This window comes from Delftia sp. GW456-R20 (assembly GCF_001622915.1).
GTDB lineage: Bacteria > Pseudomonadota > Gammaproteobacteria > Burkholderiales > Burkholderiaceae_C > Comamonas > Comamonas acidovorans.
On record NZ_LWCN01000004.1, the window covers coordinates 3805187 to 3827541 of the forward strand.

Below are 22355 nucleotides of genomic sequence, written 5' to 3' on the forward strand. Positions count from 1 at the left end.
TATGAGAAAATATATATATAAAGCAACAGTCATTGCTATATCAGTTTATGCAGGATATTGGCTGGGTATCTATAAAAACAATCAATACACTATGGAGTATATGAATTTCTTAAATAGTCAGTATATTGCAATAAGAGCAGCCAATGGAATTCATGGCATATCAAATATGAAAAACCATATTATGAATAAAAATCTTTTACTTTGCGAAATGAAAAAGGAAGTTTCTCGTCTTTCAGAAGATTGGATGGATTGCAAATCTGATAAAGCTTGTTCAAAAGAGGTTGAGGGTGGGTTTTTTTCAAAAATCGATGGAATAATATCTGAATTTAAAAATGAAACCTGCGAAGATAACTAATTACCAAAATACCATCAAATTCAATACTTATATTAGCGAGCAGCATGCAATCCTAACTGTAAGCACAATACAAATAACAAGCAGATCATCCCTATCCACTACCAACAAAGCGCCCCCAAAAACAGAGAGGCCAGGTGGCCTAGGCCGCCAAGCTGGACCCCTGGGGCAATGTGCTGCAGGAGTACAACCCGCAGGGCATCCACCAGGCGATCCGGCTGCCGGGGCAGCACCATGACAGGGAAACGGGGCTGTATTACAACCGGCATCGGTATTACGATCCGGTGCTGGGGAGTTATATCAATCAGGATCCGATTGGTTTGATGGGTGGATGGAACTTATCTGGATATTCAGAAGGTTCTCCCTTGAATTATTTCGATCCAGTCGGACTCGCCACAAAGGAGCAAGTTGATACAGCGGTTAACGTGCTGAAGGGGCAATTCCCGAAATACTAAAAACACCGAAATCAGTTACTGGCGTTGTAGGTTTATCTGGAACGCTTGGGCAAGTTCTTGCCGGCAGAACAGATCTTAGTGGGAATATTCAATACAACGCAGATATTTATGGCGAAGACGGCGTTTCCATGTGTGATAGTAAATTAGATGATTTTCTTCAAACAATGGCGCATGAAATGCAGCATTTAAACGAGAGTGTTTTTGATAGAATTGGATTAAGTACGGGTCAGCTACTGAACAGAATTTCGCCAAAATTTTCTAGCATCGAAGATATTATTGACCATAATGCAGATATTATGTATCAATCCACCATAAATAAATACAAAAGCATTATAAATGGTGAAAAATAAATTGATTATTAGAGTAATAATATATATAGCTCTAGCATTGTGTATATTATTATTATTGATACTTGGAGATTTTAGCCGTGGAATATAAATAAACTTCGTGATCAATGATATTGCAGATGGAACAAAATAAATTACGTTTTCCTATAAAAATAGGGCATGCCTACTGGAAAAATTTGCATTTCCCCTAGGACATAGAAATGAATATGCAAAAAAAAAGGGGAAAGCAATTTTACTTCAGGCTTTGTTGGATGAAATAAGAGGCAGTGGCATTATTTACATCAACAGCAAAGACAAGTCAGTTAGAAGAAAAATTTCCGAGGATTTGAAAAATATCCAGATTCATCTGCTACTGAGTAAAAAGCCCTTTACTCCAGGAGCGAGCAGGGGAAAGATGTTCTTTTTTCGAACATGCCCACGCATGGCAGGATGACCATGCAAACTCCGGATGAATCGCAGTCATACAGTTGCTTTGAGAAAATTTATTATCAGAATAATGCTCAATAAATTTCCCAAATAATCTCATTGCAGCGTTATTATAAAGATTTTTTATGGATTTCAACATTTACTATTTAATGATGAACTTTTATTGAAAGGAGTTTTCTGGAAATAATCAAATATATTTGTCAATTTATTCTGGCAATTCTGAATAACACATTCCATTTCCAAGAGGGACACATGACCGCAAAAACCACCCAAACCCTGATCCGCATCCTGCTCGCCACCCTGTCTCTCTCCGCAGCCACTGCCACCTACGCCGCGCAGTGCCCGCTGATTCCCGATGGCAATGCCACTCTGGAAGAGTCCGAGAGAGCTGCACTGCTCAGCGAGTTCAAGTTCGAGGCGCTGGACAAGGAGCTGGCCCGCAAGCACAAGAAGAATCTTTCCTCCTCGGGCGGGGACTTGTTGACCATGCGGGATCTGCTGGGACTGCAGCAACTGAGCCTGCAGGAAGAGAACGTGATGCGCATGTGGGCGGAACAGCAGCCCAAGTCGTTCTTTGCCCAGCTCAATGCGGGCCTCTATTACGGCAACAAGGCATTTGGCGCCCGCGGCAACGCGCCGGCTTCCAGTGTGACGGGCAGCCAGTGGAACAGTGTCAAGCAGCTCAGCGCGAAGGCCCAGCCGTATCTGCAAAAGGCCATGGCGCTGGATGCCCGCTCGGCCTTGCCGCAGACGATGCTGATTGGATTGGCCGCGATGGAAAACCAGGTAGGTGGGCGTACTGCGGCGCAGTGGCTGCAGGCGGCCGATCAGGCCGATCCCAAGAACCTGGCGGCCCGCGTCAATGCCCTCAATTACCTGAGCCCGCGCTGGGGCGGGTCCTTGGAGGGCCTGGACCAAATGGTGTCACAGGCCGTGAAGTCGCTGCCATCGGCCAGCGCCAGCTATCTCCAATACAACCTGGTGCTTGCCAAGGCCAGCCATTACGAAGTCATGGAGAAGGACAAGAGCAAGGCCCAGGCCCTCTACAAACAGGCCAAGGACATGTGCGACAACTCGGAGGCCGCACGGGCGGGCATGGTCAGGACGTACCAGTAATCAGGAAACAAGGCAGGCCCAAAGGCCTGCCTTTTTTTCTCGCCCACAGCCTGCGGGCACACACACCCTCAAAACGTCGCCGAAGGCAGATCCTGCCGACTGAACACCAGCGACACCTTGGCTTCTTCCGGAATGGGCGGCAGTGAAGCATCCCATTGCTGCCAGGCCTGGCGCAGTTCAGCCAGGCGCTGGGGCTCGCGGTCGCGCAGGTTGGCGCGTTCGCGCGGGTCCTGGGCCACGTTGAAGAGGTATTCCACGCCTTCGATCTGCAGGTATTTCCAGTCGCCGCGCACCAGGGCGCGCTGGGCGCGGTGCTTCATGCGCCAGCACAGGTCGCGCTCGGGGTTCCAGGCGCCATCGTCCATGAGGGGCAGCAGGCTGATACCGTCCAGCGGGTAGTCGGCGTGGCCGTGCACGCCGGCGGCGGCCAGGAAGGTGGCTGACCAGTCCATGGTGAGATTGGGCGTATCGCTGACGATGCCCGCCGGCATGCGCTCGGGCCAGCGCGCCACCAGGGGCACGCGGATGCCGCCTTCGAGCAGGTCCATCTTCTGGCCGATGAAGGGCCAGTTGTTGGAGAAGCGTTCGCCGCCGTTGTCGCTGGTGAAGACGATGAGCGTGTTCTCGGCCATGCCCTTTTTCTCGAGCGCGTCCAGCACCCAGCCAATGCCTTCGTCCATGTGGTGGATCATGCGCTGGTAGGTCTCGATGGTGCCTCCGTCGGTGTGCTTGCCGAAGCCGCCGATGCGCCGCGATTCCTCCAGGTCGTCGCGCGTGAGCCAGGGCCAGTGCGGGGCGCTGTAGTGCAGGGACAGGTAGAAGGGCTTGTCGGCCGTCTGGCGCTCGACGAAGTCCACGGCGCGGCGGCTCAGCAGGTCGGTGAGGTAGCCCTCTTCCTCGTGCGGCTCCTCGTTGATCCAGAAGTCGGGGCGGCCGCGCGGGTCGCAGTGGGCGAAGTAGTCGGCGCCGCCTGCGTGAAAGCCGTAGAACTCCTCGTAGCCCGACATGCGCGGGCCGAAATGCGGCGGGTAGCCCAGGTGCCATTTGCCGACCAGGGCGGTGGCATAGCCGGCGTCGCGCAGCAGCGAGGCCACGGTGGGGTGGTCGGGCGGCAGGCCCAGCACCTTGTCGCCGTGGACGCTGGCGATCGGCTCCTCGGCCGCGCCGCGCAGGCGGTACTGCCAGCGGCCCGTGGCCAGCGCAAAGCGCGTGGGCGAGCACACGGCCGAGTTGGAATAGCCACGCGTGAAGCGCATGCCCTGCGCGGCCATGGCGTCCAGGCGGGGCGAGACATCGGTGGCGCGGCTGTGCGCATCGCGCGCGCCCGTGCAGCCGAGGTCGGCATAGCCGAGGTCATCGGCCAGGATGAAGATCAGATTGGGGCGCTGGGTTGCCATGGGAGCCAGGAGACAGTGGATGCGTTGGGAAAGGGAGTATCGCCAAAACGGCGGTGCCTCAGGGCCACAGGCCCTAGTGGCGGCTTCAGTCGTTGGTCAGGTGGATGCGCTTGACCAGAGCGGCCCACTGCGCGGACTGGCCCTTGGCGCGCGCCTGGGCCTCGGCCACGGTGGAGCCGACCATCTCGATGTCCAGGGCCTTGGCGCGTTCCTTTTGCTCGGGCGCGCGGATGGCCTCGTTCATGGCATCGACAAAGCGCTTTTGCACAGCGGGCGGCACGCCCTTGGGCGCGGCCAGCAGGATCCAGAAGGTGCCGTCGAACTCGGGGAAGCCCGACTCGGCAATGGTGGGCAGCTCGGGCGCCAGCGCCGAGCGCGTCTTGCCCGAGGTGGCCAGGGCGATCAGCTTGCCGCTCTGGACCTGGGGGAAGACCGTGGGGCCGGCCAGAAAGCCGCAGTCCACCTGGCCGCCCAGCAGGTCCTGCATGGCCGGCGCCGGTCCCTTGTAGGGTACGTGGACCATCTTGGCGCCCGAGGTGGCCAGCAGCGATTCCATGACCAGGTGGCCCGGCGAGCCCGCGCCGCCCGAGGCATAGGTCAGCTCGCGCGTCTTGCTGGCGGCCACCATGTCCTTGACGGACTTGAAGCCCGTGCCCGGGCCGCAGACCAGGGTCTGCGAGAAGCGCGCGGCCACGACCAGGGTTTCCAGCGCATCGGCCTTGTAGCCCATGTTCTTGTAGACATGGGGGTTGACGGTGAGCACGGGGTCCATGGCCCACAGCCAGGTGTAGCCATCGGGCGCGGAGCGTGCGACCTCGGCCGCGCCGATGTTGCCGTTGGCGCCGGGCTTGTTGTCCACCACCACGGCCTGGCCCAGCGCGGCCTGCATGGCGGCGGCCACGGGGCGCAGCGAGATGTCGGACGGGCCGGCCGGCGGATTGGGCACGACGATGCGTATGGGCCTGGCCTTGGGCCATTCCTGGGCCAGGGCGGGCGCCGCGCACAGCACGGCGGCGGTCAGGGCCACGGCGGCACGCGCCAGGGCTGCGAGGGGGCTGGGCATACTTGTCTCCTTGTCGTTGTCTTGCGGCCAATGTACGCAGGCCGCAGACAATGCATCTAATCCATCATCCCTAGCGTAAACCCGAAACCGGCCCGCGAGCCCATGACCGACCTCCACCGCTGGCGCCACCCCGCCGTGCTCGACGACATGTTCCTCTACCACTTGGCGCGGCTGCAGGCGGCGGCCGGCAGCCGTGTGGTGCGCCTGTGCGAGGGCCGCTACGGCATCACGCGGCGCGAGTGGCGCATGCTCTGCCTGCTGGCCGAGGCCGGGCAGCTGCAGCCCTCGCAGCTGGCCGAGCAGGCGCAGCTGGACCGCACGCGCACCTCGCGCGCGGTCACGGCGCTGCTGGCCAAGGGCCTGGTGTGGAAAGAGAGCCAGGTGGGCGATGCGCGCCGCGCACTGCTGCGCCTGAGCGACACGGGCCGCGCCCTGCATGCCGAGCTGTTCCCGCAGGTGCAGGCCATCAACCGCGAGCTCATGGACGCCGTGCCCGAGCCCGAGCTGCAGGCCATGGCCAGCGCCTTTGCCCGCATCCGTACGCGGGCGCGGGAGCTGGAGGCCAGCAGCCCGCCGCCCAAGGCGCCGCGCAATCGCAAGAAACCGGCAGCGCCCTGAAGCCAAGGTCCAGGAGGTCAATCACCCCTGCAGATACACCACATGCGTGTGCGTGTACTCGTACAGGCCGTGCTTGCCGTCGGCCCCGCCCACACCCGACTTGCGCACGCCCGCATGGAAGCCCTGCATGGCCTCGAAGTTCTCGCGGTTGATGTAGGTCTCGCCGAAGTCGATCTCGCGCATGGCCTGCATGGCCTTGGACAGGTCGCGCGTGTACAGCGACGAGGTCAGCCCGTATTCGCAGTCGTTGGCCAGGGCGATGGCCTCGTCCAGGTCATCCACCACCTGGATGGGCAGTACGGGGCCGAAGATTTCCTTGCGCATGATCTCCATGCCGGCATGGCAGCCGGCCAGCACCGTGGGCTGGAAGTGAAAGCCCGCGCCCAGGTCTGCGGCCTGCCCGCCCGTGACCAGTTGCGCGCCGTCGGCGATGGCCTGGCGCACCTTGGCCTGCACGCTGTCCAGGCCCTTTTGGTTGATCAGCGGGCCCATTTCCACGTCGGGCCGCGCAATCGGGTCACCGTAGCGCGTGGCGGCCATGGCCTGGGCGATGCGGGCCGTGAACTCGTCGGCCACCTGGCGCTGCACGTAGACGCGTTCGGCGCAGTTGCAGACCTGGCCAGTGTTGATGATGCGCGAGTCGCGGATGGCGCGCACGGCCAGGTCCAGGTCGGCATCGGCCAGCACGATGGCCGGGGCCTTGCCGCCCAGCTCCAGGTTGAGCTTGGTGATGTGGGGCGCGGCGGCAGCGGCGATGCGCTCGCCCGTGGCCACGCTTCCCGTGAAGCTGACCATGTCCACGCCCGCATGCCCGGCCAGCGCAGCGCCCGTGCCGCCCTGGCCATAGACCACGTTGAACACGCCGGCCGGCAGCTCGCACTGGGCCAGCAGCTCGGTGAAGGCGTGGCAGTTGATGGGCGTTTCCTCGCTGGGCTTGATGACGATGGTGTTGCCCGTGAGCAGGGCCGGCGCCATCTTGCGGGCGATCAGGAAGAAGGGAAAGTTCCAGGGCAGGATGCCCGCGACCACGCCCAACGGCTTGCGCAGCAAAAAGATCTGCTCGTTGGCCCGGTCGCTGGTGATGACTTCGCCCTCGATGCGGCGCGCCCATTCGGCCATGTAGTCCAGATAGTCGGCGGTGAAGTTCACCTCCACCTCAGCCAGGCCCAGGACCTTGCCCTGCTCCTCGGTGATGGTGCGCGCAATGCGCGCGGCGTTGTCGCGGATGCGGGCCGCAACGCGGCGCAGGTACTGTGCGCGCTCCACGGCAGGGCGGCGTGCCCAGGCCTTGTGGGCGCCACGCGCAGCGGCGATGGCGCGGTCCACATCGGCCTGGCTGGACAGGGGCGAGCGCGCCAGCACCGCGCCCGTGGCGGGGTTGGTCACCTCATGCAGTTCGGCGCTGTCGGTGAAGCTGCCGGCGATGAAATTGCGCAGCACGGTAGGGGATGCCATGGAGTTCTCCTTGGGTTCAGTAGGTGCGGGATGCAGGGGCCGCCTGGTCCGTGGCTTGCGTGGCGCGATAGCGCCCCAGATTGGCCAGCGCGGCCTGGCGCAGCAGGCTGATGTCTATGCCCACGGCGATGAAGCGGCAGCCCCAGTCCGCATAGCGGCGCGCATCTTCCTCGCGCGGCGCGAGGATGCCGCAGGCCTTGCCGGCAGCCAGCGTGGCCTCGACGGTGCGGCGTATGGCCTCCTGCACCTCGCCCTGGCTGGCGTCGCCCGCATGGCCCATGCCCGTGGACAGGTCGGCGGGGCCGATGAAGACGGCGTCCACGCCATCGACGGCCGCAATCTCGGCCGCGTTGGTCACGCCCCGGGGCGACTCGATCTGCACAATCAGGCACAGCTGTTCATGCGCCGTGCGGATGTAGTCGGGCACGGCATCCCAGCGCGTGGCCCGCGTCAGGCCGCCGCCCACGCCGCGCACGCCGTGGGGCGGGTAGCGCATGGCGCGCACCAGTTCGCGCGCCTGTTCGGCCGTCTCCACCATGGGCACCATCAGCGTCTGCACGCCCACGTCCAGCAGTTGCTTGATGAGCACGGTGTCGCCCTGCACGGCACGCACCACCGGGTGCGTGGCGTAGGGCGCCACGGCCTGCAGCTGGCCCAGCAGCGTGGGCACGGTGTTGGGGGCATGCTCGCCATCGACCAGCATCCAGTCGTAGCCCGTGGTGGCGATGATCTCGGCCGCGTAGGGCGTGGCAAAGCCGGCCCAGATGCCGTACAGCGGCTCGGCGCTCCGCAGCGCGGCCTTGAAGGGGTTGGCAGGCAGTTGCATGGCGGGCTCCTTCAGTGCGTGTACGGGCGGTGCAAGGCGCACTCGGGATTGAGCTCCACGCCGAAGCCAGGCCTGTCCAGCGCCGACAGGCGCATGCGGCCGTTGACGGGCACGGGCTCGCCCAGCAGTTGCGGATGGAACATGGGCACGACCTCGTCGGCCTTGGGGGCCATCATCAGGAACTCGGCAAACGGGCTGTTGTGGCGCGTGGCCACGAAGTGGTAGCTGTAGACGCTGGAGCCATGCGGGATGACCAGGGCCTGGTGGGCATCGGCCAGGGCCGAGATCTTGAGCAGCTCGGTGATGCCGCCGCACCAGCCCACGTCGGGCTGGATGATGTCGCAGCAGCCCATCTCCAGCAGCTGGCGAAAGCCCCAGCGCGTGGCCTCGTGCTCGCCCGTGGTCACCAGCATGCCGGTGGGCACGTTCTTGCGCAGGGCCGCGTAGCCCCAGTAGTCGTCGGGCGGCAGGGCCTCCTCGATCCACTTGAGGCCATGGGCCTGCGCACCCTGGGCCAGGCGCGTGGCGTAGTTCACGTCCAGACTCATCCAGCAGTCCAGCATGAGCCAGAAGTCCGGGCCCACGCGCTCGCGCATGGTGGCCAGCTCCTGCAGGTTGCGGCGCAGCCCTTCCTCGCCCTCGGCCGGGCCGTGGTGCAGCGGCATCTTGCCGCCGATGAAGCCCATCTTCTGCGCCAGGTCGGGCCGCGCGCCCGTGGCGTAGAACTGCAGCTCGTCGCGCACGGCGCCGCCCAGCAGCTGGTGCACGGGCTCGCCGCGCACCTTGCCCAGCAGGTCCCACAGCGCCAGGTCCACGCCCGAGATGGTGTTGATGACGATGCCCTTGCGGCCGTAGTACAGCGTGGACAGGTACATCTGGTCCCAGATGCGCTCGATGTCGGTGACCCGGGCGCCTTCGAGGAAACGCGCCAGGTGCTTTTCGACGATGTAGGCCGCAGGCTCGCCGCCCGTGGTCACGGCAAAGCCCACGCGTCCGGCGCTGTCCTCGATCTCCACCACCAGCGTGCCCAGCACGTTGATGCCGAAGCTGCGGCGGCTTTGCCGGTACTCGGGGTACTTGGCCATGGGCGTGGCGATGTGGTCGTCGATCCAGTGGCCGTCGGACTGGTCGTGGTAGTCGGCACCGCCGCCCTTGAGCGTGAAGGCGCGCACCTGCTTGATGGTGGGGATCTGTGTCATGGGATGGTTCTGCTCCGTGTGCAAGGGGTTCAGGCGGCGGACGGTGCGGCCAGGGCCGGCGCCAGGCGTGCGCGCACGCCCAGCACCAGGGCCGCAGCCAGCAGCGTGGTGCCGGCCAGCAGGTACAGGCCCGCCGCCGGGGAGTGGAAAAAGCCCTCGGCCCAGTTCTTGACGATGGGGGCGATGAAGCCGCCCACGGCGCCGAGGGAGTTGATGAAGGCGATGCCGCCAGCGGCCGCAGCGCCGGCCAGCGTGTTGGCAGGAAAGGTCCAGAACACGGGCTGCACGGCGATGAAACCGGCCGCCGCCAGGCACAGCGCGGCCACACCCAGCAGGGGGCTGGAGAAACTCACCGATGCAGCCATGCCCACGGCTGCCATCACCAGCGTCAGGCTGGCGATGCCGCGCGGCTGGCCTGTTCGCTCGGCATGGCCCGGAATCCACCAGGCGGCCAGCAGCGCGCACAGCCAGGGAATGGCCGAGACCACGCCCACCAGCAGGCCCACCTTGGTGCCCAGCAGGCCTGCCACCTGGCTGGGCAGGTAGAACACCACGCCATAGACGCTGGCCTGGATCAGCAGGTAGATCAGCGCCAGGTAGAGCACGCGCGGCTGGCACAGCGCGGCCAGCAGGCTGTGGCCGTGGCCGCCCTTGGCGCGCTCTTCGCTGTCGAGGATGTCCTGCAGCAGCGCCTTGTCCTCGCGGCTGAGCCAGGTGGCGTCGGCGGGGCGGTTGTCCAGGTGGAAATACGCCCAGATGCCCACGGCCACGGCCATCAGCCCCTCCACCGCGAACAGCCACTGCCAGCCGTGCCAGCCGCCCATGCCGTCCAGCTCCAGCAGCAGGCCCGACAGCGGGCTGCCGAAGATGAAGGCCAGCGGCGCGCCGAAGTAGAAAAAGCCCATGGCCTGCGCGCGGTGCGCTGCCGGGAACCAGTAGGTCAGGTACAGGATGACGCCGGGGAAGAACCCCGCCTCGGCCACGCCCAGCAAAAAGCGCAGCACGTAGAACGTGGTCTGGTCGTGGGCAAACATCATGGCCGCCGACACCAGGCCCCAGGTGACCATGATCCGGCACATCCACATGCGTGCGCCCACGCGGTGCATGATCAGGTTGCTGGGCACTTCCAGCAGCGCATAGCCTGCGAAGAACACGCCCGCGCCAAAGGCGAAGGCCGCATCGCTGATGCCGGTATCGGCCTGGAAGGCCACCTTGGCAAAGCCCACGTTGGCCCGGTCCAGGAAGGCCATGATGTACATGAGCAGAAGAAAGGGCAGCAGGCGCCAGGAGATCCTGGCGAGCAGGGGAGCGGGGAGTTTTTTCATGACGGTCCTGAAGGCGATGGAGAGCCATCACGCCCACAAAAATGGGGGCGCGGAAGGCGTGCTTTTTCGGAAGGCGAGAGGCGGCTGCGGCTTGGGTGCCGGTCGCATCAGCGCGTCATGAAACAGGCGATGGGCTGTGCATGTCTTGTCTCCTGGATTGGGTCTGTTTTTTCTTGTCGCAGGGCCAATGTACGGCGCATGATCGATGCTCAACAAATCGAATTTCGGTCACATCCGATACCTTGTGCTTATGCCTGCGAACACGCCCGAATCCGCCCCGCCCGTGCTGCACCGCAGCCTGCTCAACCGTCTGCGCTACAAGCACCTGCACATGCTGGTGGCGCTGGGATCGAGCCTGAACCTGCACCGCGCATCGCTGAGCCTGGCCATGTCCCAGCCTGCGGCCACGCGCATGCTGCGCGAGATCGAGGACATGTTCGGCTGCCAGCTCTTCGAGCGCCTGCCGCGCGGCATGCGGCCCACGGCGCTGGGCGCGCAGCTGGTGCGCTTTGCCGAGGCCTCGCTCAACAGCCTGGACCGCTGCGCCGAGGACCTGGCCGCGCGCCGCCAGGGCGGCTACGGCTACCTGTCCATCGGCACCATCATGGGCGCCGCACCCGACCTGGTGATGACGGCCGTGGCCCGCATGAAGGCACAAAGCCCGCAGCTGCGCCTGCGCATCATGGGCGACACCAGCGACCAGGTGCTGCGTCTGCTGGACCAGCGGCGCATCGACATGGCCATTGCGCGGCGCAGCCCTGCAGCCCACAGCAGCAGCTACAGCTTCGAGGAACTGGGCAACGAGCGGCTGCTGGTCGTCGTGCGCAGCGGCCATCCGCTGACACGCCGGCGCAAGCTGGGCTGGCAAGAGCTTGTCGGCGACTGGCCCTGGATACTGCAGCCGGCCTCCAGCCCCGCGCGCATCGCGCTCGACCAGCTGCTGCAGCGCCTGGAGCTGCCCGCGCCCGCCGACATCATCGAATGCAGCTCGGTGTACTCCATGCAGCAACTGGTGCAGCTGACCGACGCCGTGATGCTGCTGTCCGAATCCGCGCTCAAGGACTATCTGCGCATGGGCCTGGTCAGGGCGCTGCCGGTCTGCATCGACGTGCCCATGGCGCCCTTCGGCATCCTCACCCGCACCGACGACGCGCCCACGCAGGAGCAGCAGCGCTTCATCGCGCTGCTGCGCGCGCAGGCCCGGGGGCTGGCTCAGGCGGGTTGAGCCAGCACCTGCCCCATCGCGGCCTGGAACCTCGGGTCGAGCATGGCGCTGACGTTGCACCGCGACCAGCGCGAGACGGCCGAGGGATCGACGTGGAAAACACGGCCCGGCGCCATGCTGAGCTTGCGCGGCACCAGTTGCTCGGCCAGCCGCAGCGAGTCCTGCACACCGGGGAAGGCCACCCACAGGTACAGGCTTTGCGGGCTGCGCGCAAAGACTTCGCAGCAGTGGGCATCGAGCCAGCCCAGCGCCTGGGCCGTGGCCTGGCCCAGCTTGTGGCGCAGGCGCACCAGGTGGCGCTCGTAGTGGCCCTCGCGCAGCATCACGTCCACCATGCGCTCGCAGTACTCGGAGCCGCTGACGTGGATCAGCGCCTTGAGGTCGGCCAGGTCGCTGGCCAGCGCGTCGTTGCAGGCGATGAAGCCTACGCGCAGCGCGGCCGAGAAGGATTTGGAGAAGCTGCCGATGTAGATGGTGCGCTCCAGTTGGTCCAGCGTGGACAGGCGCACGGCCGAGGTGGGCTTGAAGTCGGCCAGCGGATCGTCCTCGACGATGAGCAGGTTGTGGCGCTCGGCCAGCTGCAGCACCTTGTAGGCCTTGGCGGCCGAGATGTCCGAGCCCGTGGGATTGTGGGCCAGCGACTGCGTGAAGAACAGGCGCGGCCGGTGCTGCGCCAGCAGTGATTCGAGCGCGGCCACGTCGGGCCCGTCGGCCAGGCGCGGCACGCCGACCACATGGGCGCCGGCCAGCCTGAGCTTGCCGAACAGCGGGTAGTAGCCGGGCTCGTCCACGAGCACGGTGGCCCCCGGCGGCACGAAGTAGCGGATGACCAGGTCCATGGCCTCGTTGGCGCCATGGGTCAGCACCAGCTGGCCCGGCGTGGCCTGCAGGCCGAAGTCACCCAGCTTGCGCACCAGGCTGTCGCGCAGCGGCGCATAGCCGTAGCGGCTGCCGTAGCGGAACAGCGATCCCAGCCCCGTGCGCACCACCTTCTGGTGGTAGCGGTCCAGCCGCATGTCGGCCAGCCATTCCACGGGCGGAAAGCCGTCGCCCACGCCCACGCAGTCGGGCTGGGTCTTGAGCTGCTCGCGCATCAGCCAGACGATGTCCATGGCGCGGCCCAGCTGGCCCGCGTCCTCGTCGGTGCGCTGGGCACCGCGGCCCGAGCCCAGCACGTAGAAGCCCGAGCCCCGGCGCGGCTCCACGATGCCGCGCGAGACCAGCAGGTCGAAGGCCGAGACCACGGTGTTCTTGGCATAGCGATGCAGCTGCGCCAGCTCGCGCAGCGAGGGCAGCTTGTCGCCAGGGCGGTACACGCCGTCGGCGATCTGCTGGCCGATCAGGTCCGCCAGCTTCTCGGCAATGGGGGCCGAGCGCCCTCTGGTGTCTGCCATGCGCCCTCCGTTCATGTTGCAGTGCGATGGTACTGTTCCCCGAAACTGTACCTTTTGAAAGCGGTACAGTTTTCCTACAGTCCGGCGACCAGAGTTTTGATTCGAGGAGATGTCTTCCATGGTTGCCGATTCGCGCCTGCCCAATTTCCGTGCCCTCACACCGGCCCAGCGCCGGGATTTCCTGGCCGATGCCTGCGGCCTGTCCGATGCCGAGCGCGCCCTGCTCGCCGCCCCCGGCGCCCTGCCCCTGGCGCTGGCCGACGGCATGATCGAGAACGTGTTCGGCAGCTTCGAGCTGCCGCTGGGCGTGGCGGGCAACTTCCGCGTCAACGGCCGCGACGTGCTGGTGCCTATGGCGGTGGAGGAGCCCTCGGTGGTGGCCGCCGCCTCGTACATGGCCAAGCTGGCGCGCGAGGACGGGGGCTTTCAGACCTCCAGCACGCTGCCGCTGATGCGCGCCCAGGTCCAGGTGCTGGGCGTGACCGATCCGCACGGCGCGCGCCTGGCCGTGCTGCAGGCGCGTGCGCAGATCATCGAGCGCGCCAACAGCCGCGACAAGGTGCTGATCGGCCTGGGCGGCGGCTGCAAGGACATCGAGGTCCACGTCTTCCCCGACACGCCGCGCGGCCCCATGCTGGTGGTCCACCTGATCGTGGACGTGCGCGACGCCATGGGCGCCAACACCGTCAACACCATGGCCGAATCGGTGGCGCCCCTGGTCGAGCAGATCACGGGCGGCAGCGTGCGGCTGCGCATCCTGTCCAACCTGGCCGACCTGCGGCTGGCCCGCGCCCGCGTGCGGCTCACGCCGCAGACCCTGGCCACGCAGGAGCGCAGCGGCGAGGAGATCATCGAAGGCGTGCTGGACGCCTATACCTTCGCGGCCATCGACCCCTACCGCGCGGCCACGCACAACAAGGGAATCATGAACGGCATCGACCCCGTCATCGTGGCCACGGGCAACGACTGGCGCGCGGTCGAGGCCGGCGCCCATGCCTATGCCAGCCGCAGCGGCAGCTACACCTCGCTGACGCGCTGGGAAAAGGACAGCAGCGGCGCCCTGGTCGGCAGCATCGAGCTGCCCATGCCGGTCGGCCTTGTCGGCGGCGCCACCAAGACCCATCCGCTGGCACGCCTGGCGCTGAAGATCATGGACCTGCAGTCCGCCCAGCAGCTGGGCGAGATCGCCGCCGCCGTGGGCCTGGCGCAGAACCTGGGCGCCCTGCGCGCCCTGGCCACCGAAGGCATTCAGCGCGGCCACATGGCTTTGCACGCCCGCAACATCGCCCTGTTGGCCGGCGCCACGGGCGACGAGGTCGATGCCGTGGCGCGCCAGCTGGCCGCCGAGCACGACGTGCGCACCGACCGCGCACTGGAAGTGCTGGCCGCGCTGCGCGCCAGGGCCTGACCAGCGCGCGGCCACACAAACAAAAACCCAAGGAGACACACATGACAAGCAAGGATCCCGCCGACTGGCGGCTGGCCGAGGTCTGGGGCGACACCGTGGACCTGCGCCACCTGGCCTGGGCGATTGCCATCGGCACCGGCATCAGCGTGCTGGGCTTCTACCTGGCCAGCCGCTGGCTGTCCACGGTGGTCGAGTCGCGCCAGCTGGCCCACGCCTACGCCATGCTCGCGGGCCTGGCAGGCTGCGTGATCGCCGGCGTGATCTGCGCACGCGCCTTTCCGCCCAAGCGGGAAGTGACCGAGCTGGACACCTCGAACGACCCCGAATGGCGCCGCGAAGTGCTCGAGGAGCTGGCGCGCCAGCCCGGAGGCCTGGGCACGGTGCAGGACCTGCCGCCCGCCGTGGTGCAGGAACTCAAGGAGCTCAAGCTCTACGAGCTGTTCGCCGACAAGGCCGGGAGGGCATGAGATGGAAACCCTGCTGACCAATGACATCGCCGTCGCGGCCGCCATGGGACTGATAGGCGCCGTGGTGTTCGCCGCCATCGGCCTGGTCTCCGGCACGGACGAGACCACCACGCTGGCCCCGCTCACCCTGCTGGTGGTGCTGCTGGGCGTGCCGCCCGCCGGCGTGTTCACCTTCTTCCTGGCCGGCGCCGTGGCCAAGCACATGACGCATGCCGTGCCCACGGCGCTGCTGGGCATTCCCGGCGACACGCTGGCCACGCCGCTGCTGCAGGACGCCAACATGCTGCGCAAGCTGGGCGTGCCCCATATCGCGCTGCGCAAGATGGTCTCGGGCGGCATCGTCGCGGCCTTTGTCGCCGTGCCGCTGGCCGTGCTGTTCGCCGTGATGCTGGCGCCCTTCGGCAGCATGATCACCAAGACGGCGCCCTGGATCTTCCTGGCCGCCGCCCTCCTCATCGCCTACTTCTCGGCGGGGCGCTGGGCCTCGGTCATGCTGCTGATTCCGTTCGTGGTCGTCATCATTGCGCTGCAAAGCCTCACCGCCAAATACGAGGTCAAGCTCAGCATCAGCTACTTCCTGGGCATTGCCATCGGGCCGCTGATCGCCGACCTGTTCACCGTGATCTCGCCGGCCGGCCGCCAGCGCATGCTGCGCGACAAGGTGCGCCAGTTCAACCTGGCGCCCGACGTGAAGGGCTGGTCGGGCTACTTCCCCAACCCGCTCAAGGTGCTGGACCGCGTGCAGACGCGCTGGACCCTGGCCACGGCCACCATCTCCAGCGCCACCTTCGTCTTCAGCCCCGTGGCCATGACCGTGGTGCTGGGCGAGCTGGTGGGCTCGCGCATCAAGCATGCCTACCACCGCCTGACCACGGTGCTGAGCGCGCGCAACGGCGTGACCGAGGCCACCTACATCGCCGAGGCGCTGATCCCGCTGATCGCCTTCGGCCTGCCGCTGAGCCCCGTGGCCGCCGGCCCCGCCGCGCCGCTGTTCAACGCGCCGCCGCGCTTCACCGTCGATGCCGCCACGGGCCAGGTGAACAACCTGCACAACCTGCTCAGCCACTGGGAGTTCCTGGGCTACGGCATGCTGGCCGTGGTGCTGGCGGCCCTCGTGTCCTACCCCTTCGCCATGAACTTCGCGCGCAGCGCGGCGCTGTTCGTCTCGCGCCGGGTCAGCCACGAGGCCATCATCGCCACCTTCGTGGGCCTGATCATCGTCATCAGCGTCTGGGAAGGCCAGTTGCTGGGCCTGCTCGTGATCCTGACCATGGGCCTGCTCGGCGGCCTGCTGTCACGCGGCTTCGGCTTCAACACCGGCGTGCAGTTCATGGGCTACTACACGGCCGTGCTGAGCGTTCCGGCGCTGGTGAAGCTGTTCTGATTTTTGCGCCGCAAGGGTCAGAACATTCTGAGATTTGGGGGCAGCGCCGCACCCACCGCCCACAAGGTCCAAGGCCGTTGCCATACTGGGTCACCGAGGCCGCCGCACCGCTGGCGGCCTCTTCCTTTGTGTCTGGCTTTGTGTCTGTCGTTCCTGCGAGGTGCCCATGGGTCTGGCCCTGGTTCAAAGTCGTGCGCTGCTGGGGCTGGCCGCCCCGCGTGTCACCGTGGAAGTGCATCTGGCCAACGGCCTGCCGTCGTTCACGCTGGTGGGTCTGGCCGATGTCGAGGTCAAGGAAGCGCGTGAACGCGTGCGCTCGGCGCTGCTGAACTCGGGGCTGGAGTTCCCGAGCAACAAACGCATCATCGTCAACCTGGCGCCCGCCGACCTGCCCAAGGATTCGGGGCGCTTCGACCTGCCCATTGCGCTGGGCATTCTCGCGGCCAGCGGCCAGATCAATGGCGATGCGCTGGCCGACTACGAATTCGCGGGCGAGCTGTCGCTGTCGGGCGCCCTGCGGCCCGTGCGCGGCGCGCTGGCCACGGCCCTGGCCCTGCACCGCCAGCAGGACGGCGCCCGCCTGGTGCTGCCGCCGGGCAGCGCGCAGGAGGCGGCCTTCGTGCCATCGGCCCAGGTGTTCTGCGCGCACCACCTGCTGGACGTGGTGCGCCGCTTCATCACACGCTCGGCCAATGCCCTGGTGCAGGCGGTGCAGGAAACGGACGATGCCTGCTGCAGCGACGAAAGCGAGGACACCGGCGAGACCGAAGAAACCGACGCCTTGCCGGCAGCAGGCGACACCCAGACATGCTCCGGCCCGGGCTGGCATGCGGTGCAGCCTCAGCCCGCTGCCCCAGTGCGCAGCAGCCTGGACCTGGCCGAGGTGCGTGGCCAGGCGCAGGCGCGGCGTGCGCTGGAAATCGCTGCGGCCGGAGGCCATGGCCTGCTGCTGGTGGGACCGCCGGGCTCGGGCAAGTCCATGCTGGCCCAGCGCTTTGCCGACCTGCTTCCGCCCATGAGCGATGACGAGGCGCTGGAGGCCGCCGCCATCGCCAGCCTGGCCGGCCGCTTCACGCCCGAGCGCTGGCGCCAGCGCCCCACGGCCAGCCCGCATCACACGGCCAGCGCCGTGGCCCTGGTCGGAGGAGGCTCGCCGCCGCGTCCTGGCGAGATTTCGCAGTCCCACCATGGCGTGCTCTTCCTCGATGAATTTCCCGAGTTCGCGCGCAGTGCGCTGGAGGCGCTGCGCGAGCCGCTGGAGACCGGCCAGATCACCATCGCCAGAGCCGCGCAGCGCTGCGAATTCCCCGCGCGCTTCCAGCTCGTCGCGGCCATGAATCCATGCCCCTGCGGCCATTGGGGGTCGACGGTGCAGCGCTGCCGCTGCACGCCCGACAAGGTGGCGCGCTACCAGGCGCGCATCAGCGGCCCGCTGCTGGACCGCATCGACCTGCATGTGGAAGTCGGCGCCCTGCCCCCGCAGGAGCTGCTGGCCGCGCGCTCGGGCGAAACCAGCGAGGCCGTGCGCGAGCGCGTGGTCCAGGCCCGCGCGCTGGCCGTGCAACGCCAGGGCAGTGCCAACCACCAGCTCCAGGGCCAGGCCCTGGACGACCACCTGGGCCTGTCGCCCGAGGCCCTGACCTTCGCCCACAAGGCCGCAGCACGCCTGGGCTGGTCGGCCCGCAGCACCCACCGCGCGCTCAAGGTGGCGCGCACCATTGCCGACTTGGCCGGCAGCGCGGCAGTGGAGACGGGGCATGTGGCCGAGGCCATGCAGTATCGGAGGGTGTTGCGGCTGCCGTCATGAGGTTCTGCGTTGGGCGCGGTTGCCTGGTTTGTTGGATTTGTTTCTGAAATTCCGAAATTTCCACTTGAATGAAACGAAATACTCCCGAATTTCGGAATATTGGAAATTGTTTTGAAAATTGCCGAATAAATCCTAGAATTTCGGAATATCAGAAATAAGGCCAATCCATCCATGCCGTCTTCCACGCCCATGAACGACCCGCAGCAGGATCGCCCGCAGCCCGGGGCCGTGGTCATCGCTGACCTGTCCGGGCTCGGCACCCAGATCCGCACCATGCGCAAGGCCCAGCAACTGCGCATCGATGACACGGCAGCCCTGTGCGGCGTGTCGCTGGATCTGCTCTCCCGTCTGGAGAACGGCAAGGGCGGCGTGGGCTCCGACAAGCTGCTGGCCGTACTCGACGGGCTGGGCCTGGCCATGGTCATCGCGCCCAAGCAGGACGCCCTGATGGCACGACTTCCACGGGCCTGAAGCGCACATGGCCACGTCGCCGTCGCTTTCGCTTTCGCTGTGGAACGATGTCGGCACGCATGTGGCCGATGTGACCCACGACCCGCACAACGATCTTTGGGGACTGCGGTATGCGCCTGCATGGCTGGAGCAGGAACGGCCTTTCTACCTGGCGCCCTGCCTGCCGCTGGCCGCTCCCGAAGGGGGCTACGACTCGCGCTCCATCCGGCGTTTCATCGAGAACCTGCTGCCCGAAGGCGCGGCGCTGGATGTGGTGGCCAGAAGTCAGGGCATAGGCAAGGGCAACATCTTCGGTCTGATACGCGCCCTCGGCGCCGAGACCACCGGGGCCTTCCGGTTTCAGGCCGACGGCAGCAAGCCCGATCCTCAGGCCGCCAATGCCGCTCGCCCCATATCGACAGCCGAACTCGCCCAACGCATTGCAGACCGAGACACACGCCCTTTCATCGAGTGGGATGGCAAAGTGCGCATGTCGGTGGCCGGCTACCAGGACAAGCTGCCCGTGCACGTGGAAGGCGAGAGCGTGCAGGAAGGCACCATCTTCCTTCCCGACAACGTTCCGTCCACCCACATCCTCAAACCCCAGCCGCGAGACAGCGCGATGCCGCACATGGTGGTGAACGAGCATTTCTGCATGCGCCTGGCAGCGGCCATGCGCTTGCCGGCAGCCGAGGTGCAGATGCTGCACGTGCCACAGCCGGTGCTGGCAGTCAGGCGCTTTGACCGTGTGCGGCAGGCGCCGCAAAGGCGGGTCCTGCGCACCCACATCATCGATGCATGCCAAGCGGGCGATCTGCCCGTCAGCTACAAGTACGAGCACCACATCGGCAGCGTGGGCGATGCCCGGCTATACCGCGACGGCATGAGCTTTCCCCGGCTGTTCGGTCTACTGGAGCACTCGGTGGCGAAGGCTGCGGACAAGCTGGCAATGATCCGATGGGCGCTGTTCCAGATACTGATCGGCAATGGCGACGCACATGGCAAGAACTTCTCCTTCCACGTGCTGCCGCAGGGCCTGGCGACCGCACCCTGGTACGACCTCGTCAGCGTGGCCCAGTATCCCGATGTGTCCCAGGAACTGGCCATGGCCTTCGGCGATTGCTTTGCGCTGGAGGAACTCACACCCTTCGAGTTTGCGCATTTCGCGCACCTGTGTGCGATAGACCGCAGGCTGCTCACACGTGAAGCCCAGCGCATGGCCAAGGCAGCCCCTGGTGCGGCGGCCAAGGTTCTGCGCGAATCGCCTTACACGCCAGAAGAACACGCCTTCGCCCAGCGCATCGCCGCCTATGCGACCACCCAGGCCCAAAGACTGGTGGACATCGCCCAAAAGGCAGCAGCCTTGCCTTCCGACCTGTTCTGAGTCTCAGGCAGACGCTGCCGGGACGGCTTCCATGCCCAGGGCCTCTTCGCCCTGCACACCCTCGATCCCCAACACCTCCACGCACGCATGCAGCGCAGGCGACCAGCCCTGGCGCGCGGGCACGACAAACCAGGTTTCCACGCGGGCGACTTCCTGGGCGAGTGCGCCGGGCAGGGCCGTGATGTGCACGCCGAAGCGGTGCTGCTGGGCCTGGACCACGCTGCGCGGCAGCAGGCCGTAGCCCATGCCGGCGGCCACGCAGCCGAGGATGGCGTCCAGCGACCCCATTTCCATGATGCGTGCCGCCACGCCGCGCGCGGCCAGCAGCAGTTCGATGCGCTGGCGGTAGCTGCAGCCCTGGCGGAAGGCCAGGAAGGGCACGGCGCTGAGCTGGGCGGCATCGGGAAAGCGCGGCAGCGCGAAGGCGGTGACCAGGACCAGTTCTTCCTCGAAGACGCGCCAGCCCTGCAGGCGGGGCTGGGGCGGCATGCCGGAGACGAAGGCGCAGTCCAGCCGCCCGGCAAGCAGATCGGCCAGCAGCTCGGCCGTGGTGGCCGTGCGCAGCTCCAGGTCCAGGCCGGGCTGGGCCTGGTGCAGGCGCGCCAGCAGCGGCGGCAGGCGCAGCGCGGCCGTGGTCTCCATGGAGCCTATGCGCAGCGCGCCGGCGGCCCGGGCGCTGCCTTGCAGCAGGGCCAGCGCCTCGTCATGGTCGGCCAGCATGCGCCGCGCGTATTGCTCCAGCAGGCGGCCGGCAGGCGTGGCGTGCACGGGAGCGCTGCGCTCCAGCAGTTGCACGCCGGCCTCGTCCTCGAGCTTTTTCACATGGGCCGTCACGTTGGACTGCACGGTGTGCAGTTGCTGGGCGGCGGCGCCGAAGCTGCCGCTGTCGCAGACGGCCAGGAACATGCGCAGGGACTTCAGTTGCATCGCGGCTCCAGTGACATCCATCTTCAATCGAGATCGACGCCATCATTTTGAATCATTGGACATGATGGGCGGCAGCGCCTAATGTATGACCATCCTCCCCGCATGGCGCCCACTCCCGTGATCCAACGCAACGAAACTTCCCTGCTGCTGACCGGCTTCATGGCCACGCTCAGCGGCGTCGGCCTGGCGCGCTTTGCCTACACGGCGCTGATGCCGCAGATGGTGCATGCCGGCTGGTTCAGCGGCGAGCAGGTGGCCTACCTGGGCGCGGCCAACCTGCTGGGCTATCTGATCGGCGCGCTGGCCGCCGCGCCGCTGGCCGAACGCCTGGGCGCGCTGCGCGTGCTGCTGTGGTGCTGGGTGGCCCTGGCGCTGAGCTTTGCGGCCTGCGCCTGGCCGCTGCCCATGCCCTGGTTCTTTGCATGGCGCTGCATCTCGGGCATTGGCGGCGCCATCCTGATGGTGCTGGGCCCCTCCGTGGCCCTGGCGGCCACCCCCCTGCAGCGGCGTGCGGCCCTTGGGCCGCTGATGTTCTGCGGCATAGGTGCCGGCGCCCTGCTGTCGGCCACGCTGATACCGCTGCTGGCGCGCCAGAGCCTGGGAGCCGTCTGGTGGGCGCTGGCGGCGGTTTGCGCCTGGGCCGGCTGGCTGGGCTGGCGCCATGTGCGGCGGCTGCCGGTGCCTGCGCCCATTGCCATCACGCCCCATGCCCAGCCCGCGCGTGCCGCGCCCCTGTGGACGCTGCCCGTGGTGCTGGTGATGCTGGCCTATATGACGGACGCCTTCGGCTTTGTGCCGCACACGGTGTTCTGGGTGGACTACCTGGCGCGCGAGCTGCAGTTGGGCGATGCCTACGCCTCCACGCAGTGGGCCGTGTTCGGCCTGGGAGCCATTGCCGGGCCGCTGGTGGCCTCGCTGTGCGCCACGCGCTTTGGCTGGTGGGGCACGACCACGGGCGCCTATGCGGTCAAGACCCTGGCCATTGCCATGCCGCTGTTCTGGGTGGGATTTGCGGGGCATGCGACCTCGTCCTTCCTGGTGGGCGCCTTGTCGCCGGGCATGGCGGCCATCACCTCGGGCTATCTGATGCAGCTGATCGGCCCCGTGCAGCACAAGCGCATGTGGGGCTATGCCACGGCGGCCTTTGCGCTGATGCAGGCCGTGTCGGGATATTTCATGGCCTGGAGCTATGCGGGCCTGGGCTCGTACCAGCGTCTGTTCGTCATCGGCAGCGTGTCGCTGCTGCTGGGCACGCTCATGATCGCCGCCAGCCGTGCCAGCGCGCGCCGACAGGCCGCCGCATGAGTGCGTGGATTCGAGACAGGAAACA

Annotated in this window: 20 protein-coding genes and 1 pseudogene; 13 read left to right on the forward strand and 8 right to left on the reverse strand. The window is 65.9% G+C overall.

Annotated elements, in window-relative coordinates; all coding sequences use genetic code 11:
• Position 1: 1 nt before the first annotated feature.
• The 4 genes and pseudogenes from A4F85_RS30720 to A4F85_RS22400 all read left to right on the forward strand — a co-directional run bounded on the left by A4F85_RS30720 (position 2) and on the right by A4F85_RS22400 (position 2696).
• Positions 2-355 carry a hypothetical protein gene (locus A4F85_RS30720; protein WP_143289993.1) on the forward strand — a complete coding sequence of 118 codons (354 nt, stop codon included), beginning with the start codon at positions 2-4 and terminating at the stop codon, positions 353-355.
• 143 nt (positions 356-498) lie between these two features.
• Positions 499-744, forward strand: a pseudogene (locus tag A4F85_RS29840) (RHS repeat-associated core domain-containing protein); the annotation flags it as partial.
• Positions 745-935: 191 nt separating this feature from the next.
• A complete protein-coding gene (locus A4F85_RS30725) occupies positions 936-1157 on the forward strand; it encodes a hypothetical protein (RefSeq protein ID WP_156517042.1) in 222 nt (73 codons plus the stop codon).
• A 675-nt stretch (positions 1158-1832) separates the two neighbouring features.
• Positions 1833-2696, forward strand: a complete 864-nt coding sequence (locus A4F85_RS22400; protein ID WP_063327735.1) for a DUF4034 domain-containing protein — start codon at positions 1833-1835, stop codon at positions 2694-2696.
• Between the two features lie 68 nt (positions 2697-2764).
• Here the strand turns inward: A4F85_RS22400 and A4F85_RS22405 are convergent, their stop codons facing one another.
• Both A4F85_RS22405 and A4F85_RS22410 read right to left on the reverse strand, forming a co-directional pair.
• Positions 2765-4093, reverse strand: a complete 1329-nt coding sequence (locus A4F85_RS22405) for a sulfatase family protein (protein WP_063327736.1) — start codon at positions 4091-4093, stop codon at positions 2765-2767.
• Between the two features lie 85 nt (positions 4094-4178).
• Positions 4179-5156, reverse strand: coding sequence for a tripartite tricarboxylate transporter substrate binding protein (locus tag A4F85_RS22410; RefSeq protein ID WP_013800171.1), 978 nt, complete (start codon positions 5154-5156; stop codon positions 4179-4181).
• 102 nt (positions 5157-5258) lie between these two features.
• Here A4F85_RS22410 and A4F85_RS22415 point away from each other — a divergent pair, with 102 nt between their 5' ends.
• The gene (locus A4F85_RS22415) at positions 5259-5774 is read left to right on the forward strand and encodes a MarR family winged helix-turn-helix transcriptional regulator (RefSeq protein ID WP_063327737.1); all 516 of its coding nucleotides are present in this window, start codon (positions 5259-5261) and stop codon (positions 5772-5774) included.
• A gap of 21 nt (positions 5775-5795) precedes the next feature.
• On the opposite strand, the gene aldA is transcribed toward A4F85_RS22415, so the two are convergent.
• Genes aldA through A4F85_RS22435 form a run of 4 tightly spaced genes read right to left on the reverse strand, consistent with a single transcriptional unit; the run spans position 5796 to position 10579 of the window.
• A complete protein-coding gene (aldA, locus tag A4F85_RS22420) occupies positions 5796-7229 on the reverse strand; it encodes an aldehyde dehydrogenase (RefSeq protein ID WP_063327738.1) in 1434 nt (477 codons plus the stop codon).
• A gap of 16 nt (positions 7230-7245) precedes the next feature.
• The gene (locus tag A4F85_RS22425) at positions 7246-8055 is read right to left on the reverse strand and encodes an HpcH/HpaI aldolase family protein (protein ID WP_063327739.1); all 810 of its coding nucleotides are present in this window, start codon (positions 8053-8055) and stop codon (positions 7246-7248) included.
• An 11-nt stretch (positions 8056-8066) separates the two neighbouring features.
• Complete coding sequence (rhmD, locus tag A4F85_RS22430; RefSeq protein ID WP_016452099.1) at positions 8067-9254, reverse strand: L-rhamnonate dehydratase; 1188 nt, start codon at positions 9252-9254, stop codon at positions 8067-8069.
• 29 nt (positions 9255-9283) lie between these two features.
• Positions 9284-10579, reverse strand: a complete 1296-nt coding sequence (locus A4F85_RS22435) for an MFS transporter (protein ID WP_034397784.1) — start codon at positions 10577-10579, stop codon at positions 9284-9286.
• Between the two features lie 250 nt (positions 10580-10829).
• Between A4F85_RS22435 and A4F85_RS22440 the strand changes: the two genes are divergently transcribed.
• On the forward strand, positions 10830-11804 hold the full coding sequence (locus tag A4F85_RS22440) for a LysR family transcriptional regulator (RefSeq protein ID WP_231890596.1): 975 nt from the start codon (positions 10830-10832) through the stop codon (positions 11802-11804).
• Here the strand turns inward: A4F85_RS22440 and A4F85_RS22445 are convergent.
• On the reverse strand, positions 11792-13198 hold the full coding sequence (locus A4F85_RS22445; RefSeq protein WP_063327741.1) for an aminotransferase-like domain-containing protein: 1407 nt from the start codon (positions 13196-13198) through the stop codon (positions 11792-11794). The genes A4F85_RS22440 and A4F85_RS22445 overlap by 13 nt on opposite strands.
• 118 nt (positions 13199-13316) lie before the next feature.
• On the opposite strand from A4F85_RS22445, the gene A4F85_RS22450 reads away from it, so the two are divergent.
• The 6 genes from A4F85_RS22450 to A4F85_RS22475 all read left to right on the forward strand — a co-directional run bounded on the left by A4F85_RS22450 (position 13317) and on the right by A4F85_RS22475 (position 20098).
• Complete coding sequence (locus tag A4F85_RS22450) at positions 13317-14606, forward strand: hydroxymethylglutaryl-CoA reductase, degradative (RefSeq protein WP_063328058.1); 1290 nt, start codon at positions 13317-13319, stop codon at positions 14604-14606.
• 41 nt (positions 14607-14647) lie between these two features.
• The gene (locus A4F85_RS22455) at positions 14648-15073 is read left to right on the forward strand and encodes a hypothetical protein (RefSeq protein ID WP_047219376.1); all 426 of its coding nucleotides are present in this window, start codon (positions 14648-14650) and stop codon (positions 15071-15073) included.
• A gap of 1 nt (position 15074) precedes the next feature.
• The gene (locus A4F85_RS22460) at positions 15075-16457 is read left to right on the forward strand and encodes a tripartite tricarboxylate transporter permease (RefSeq protein WP_017405458.1); all 1383 of its coding nucleotides are present in this window, start codon (positions 15075-15077) and stop codon (positions 16455-16457) included.
• 166 nt (positions 16458-16623) lie between these two features.
• Positions 16624-18264, forward strand: a complete 1641-nt coding sequence (locus A4F85_RS22465) for a YifB family Mg chelatase-like AAA ATPase (protein WP_063327742.1) — start codon at positions 16624-16626, stop codon at positions 18262-18264.
• 171 nt (positions 18265-18435) lie between these two features.
• Positions 18436-18735 (forward strand): helix-turn-helix domain-containing protein, encoded by a 300-nt coding sequence (locus A4F85_RS22470; protein WP_063327743.1) that lies wholly within the window; start codon positions 18436-18438, stop codon positions 18733-18735.
• 7 nt (positions 18736-18742) lie between these two features.
• Entirely contained in the window at positions 18743-20098 is a 1356-nt protein-coding gene (locus tag A4F85_RS22475) for a HipA domain-containing protein (RefSeq protein ID WP_063327744.1), read from the forward strand.
• A gap of 3 nt (positions 20099-20101) precedes the next feature.
• Here A4F85_RS22475 and A4F85_RS22480 read toward each other — a convergent pair whose 3' ends face one another.
• Positions 20102-21025, reverse strand: a complete 924-nt coding sequence (locus A4F85_RS22480; protein WP_063327745.1) for a LysR family transcriptional regulator — start codon at positions 21023-21025, stop codon at positions 20102-20104.
• A gap of 102 nt (positions 21026-21127) precedes the next feature.
• Here A4F85_RS22480 and A4F85_RS22485 point away from each other — a divergent pair, with 102 nt between their 5' ends.
• Complete coding sequence (locus A4F85_RS22485; protein WP_063328059.1) at positions 21128-22330, forward strand: YbfB/YjiJ family MFS transporter; 1203 nt, start codon at positions 21128-21130, stop codon at positions 22328-22330.
• Positions 22331-22355 lie beyond the last annotated feature (25 nt).

What these genes read in the sequence shown, in the direction of transcription:
- A4F85_RS30720 (WP_143289993.1), top strand. Translation starts at nt 2, where the DNA reads ATGAGAAAATATATATATAAAGCAACAGTCATTGCTATATCAGTTTAT.
- A4F85_RS30725 (WP_156517042.1), top strand. Translation starts at nt 936, where the DNA reads ATGTGTGATAGTAAATTAGATGATTTTCTTCAAACAATGGCGCATGAA.
- A4F85_RS22400 (WP_063327735.1), top strand. Translation starts at nt 1,833, where the DNA reads ATGACCGCAAAAACCACCCAAACCCTGATCCGCATCCTGCTCGCCACC.
- A4F85_RS22405 (WP_063327736.1), bottom strand. Translation starts at nt 4,093, where the DNA reads ATGGCAACCCAGCGCCCCAATCTGATCTTCATCCTGGCCGATGACCTC.
- A4F85_RS22410 (WP_013800171.1), bottom strand. Translation starts at nt 5,156, where the DNA reads ATGCCCAGCCCCCTCGCAGCCCTGGCGCGTGCCGCCGTGGCCCTGACC.
- A4F85_RS22415 (WP_063327737.1), top strand. Translation starts at nt 5,259, where the DNA reads ATGACCGACCTCCACCGCTGGCGCCACCCCGCCGTGCTCGACGACATG.
- aldA (WP_063327738.1), bottom strand. Translation starts at nt 7,229, where the DNA reads ATGGCATCCCCTACCGTGCTGCGCAATTTCATCGCCGGCAGCTTCACC.
- A4F85_RS22425 (WP_063327739.1), bottom strand. Translation starts at nt 8,055, where the DNA reads ATGCAACTGCCTGCCAACCCCTTCAAGGCCGCGCTGCGGAGCGCCGAG.
- rhmD (WP_016452099.1), bottom strand. Translation starts at nt 9,254, where the DNA reads ATGACACAGATCCCCACCATCAAGCAGGTGCGCGCCTTCACGCTCAAG.
- A4F85_RS22435 (WP_034397784.1), bottom strand. Translation starts at nt 10,579, where the DNA reads ATGAAAAAACTCCCCGCTCCCCTGCTCGCCAGGATCTCCTGGCGCCTG.
- A4F85_RS22440 (WP_231890596.1), top strand. Translation starts at nt 10,830, where the DNA reads ATGCCTGCGAACACGCCCGAATCCGCCCCGCCCGTGCTGCACCGCAGC.
- A4F85_RS22445 (WP_063327741.1), bottom strand. Translation starts at nt 13,198, where the DNA reads ATGGCAGACACCAGAGGGCGCTCGGCCCCCATTGCCGAGAAGCTGGCG.
- A4F85_RS22450 (WP_063328058.1), top strand. Translation starts at nt 13,317, where the DNA reads ATGGTTGCCGATTCGCGCCTGCCCAATTTCCGTGCCCTCACACCGGCC.
- A4F85_RS22455 (WP_047219376.1), top strand. Translation starts at nt 14,648, where the DNA reads ATGACAAGCAAGGATCCCGCCGACTGGCGGCTGGCCGAGGTCTGGGGC.
- A4F85_RS22460 (WP_017405458.1), top strand. Translation starts at nt 15,075, where the DNA reads ATGGAAACCCTGCTGACCAATGACATCGCCGTCGCGGCCGCCATGGGA.
- A4F85_RS22465 (WP_063327742.1), top strand. Translation starts at nt 16,624, where the DNA reads ATGGGTCTGGCCCTGGTTCAAAGTCGTGCGCTGCTGGGGCTGGCCGCC.
- A4F85_RS22470 (WP_063327743.1), top strand. Translation starts at nt 18,436, where the DNA reads ATGCCGTCTTCCACGCCCATGAACGACCCGCAGCAGGATCGCCCGCAG.
- A4F85_RS22475 (WP_063327744.1), top strand. Translation starts at nt 18,743, where the DNA reads ATGGCCACGTCGCCGTCGCTTTCGCTTTCGCTGTGGAACGATGTCGGC.
- A4F85_RS22480 (WP_063327745.1), bottom strand. Translation starts at nt 21,025, where the DNA reads ATGCAACTGAAGTCCCTGCGCATGTTCCTGGCCGTCTGCGACAGCGGC.
- A4F85_RS22485 (WP_063328059.1), top strand. Translation starts at nt 21,128, where the DNA reads ATGGCGCCCACTCCCGTGATCCAACGCAACGAAACTTCCCTGCTGCTG.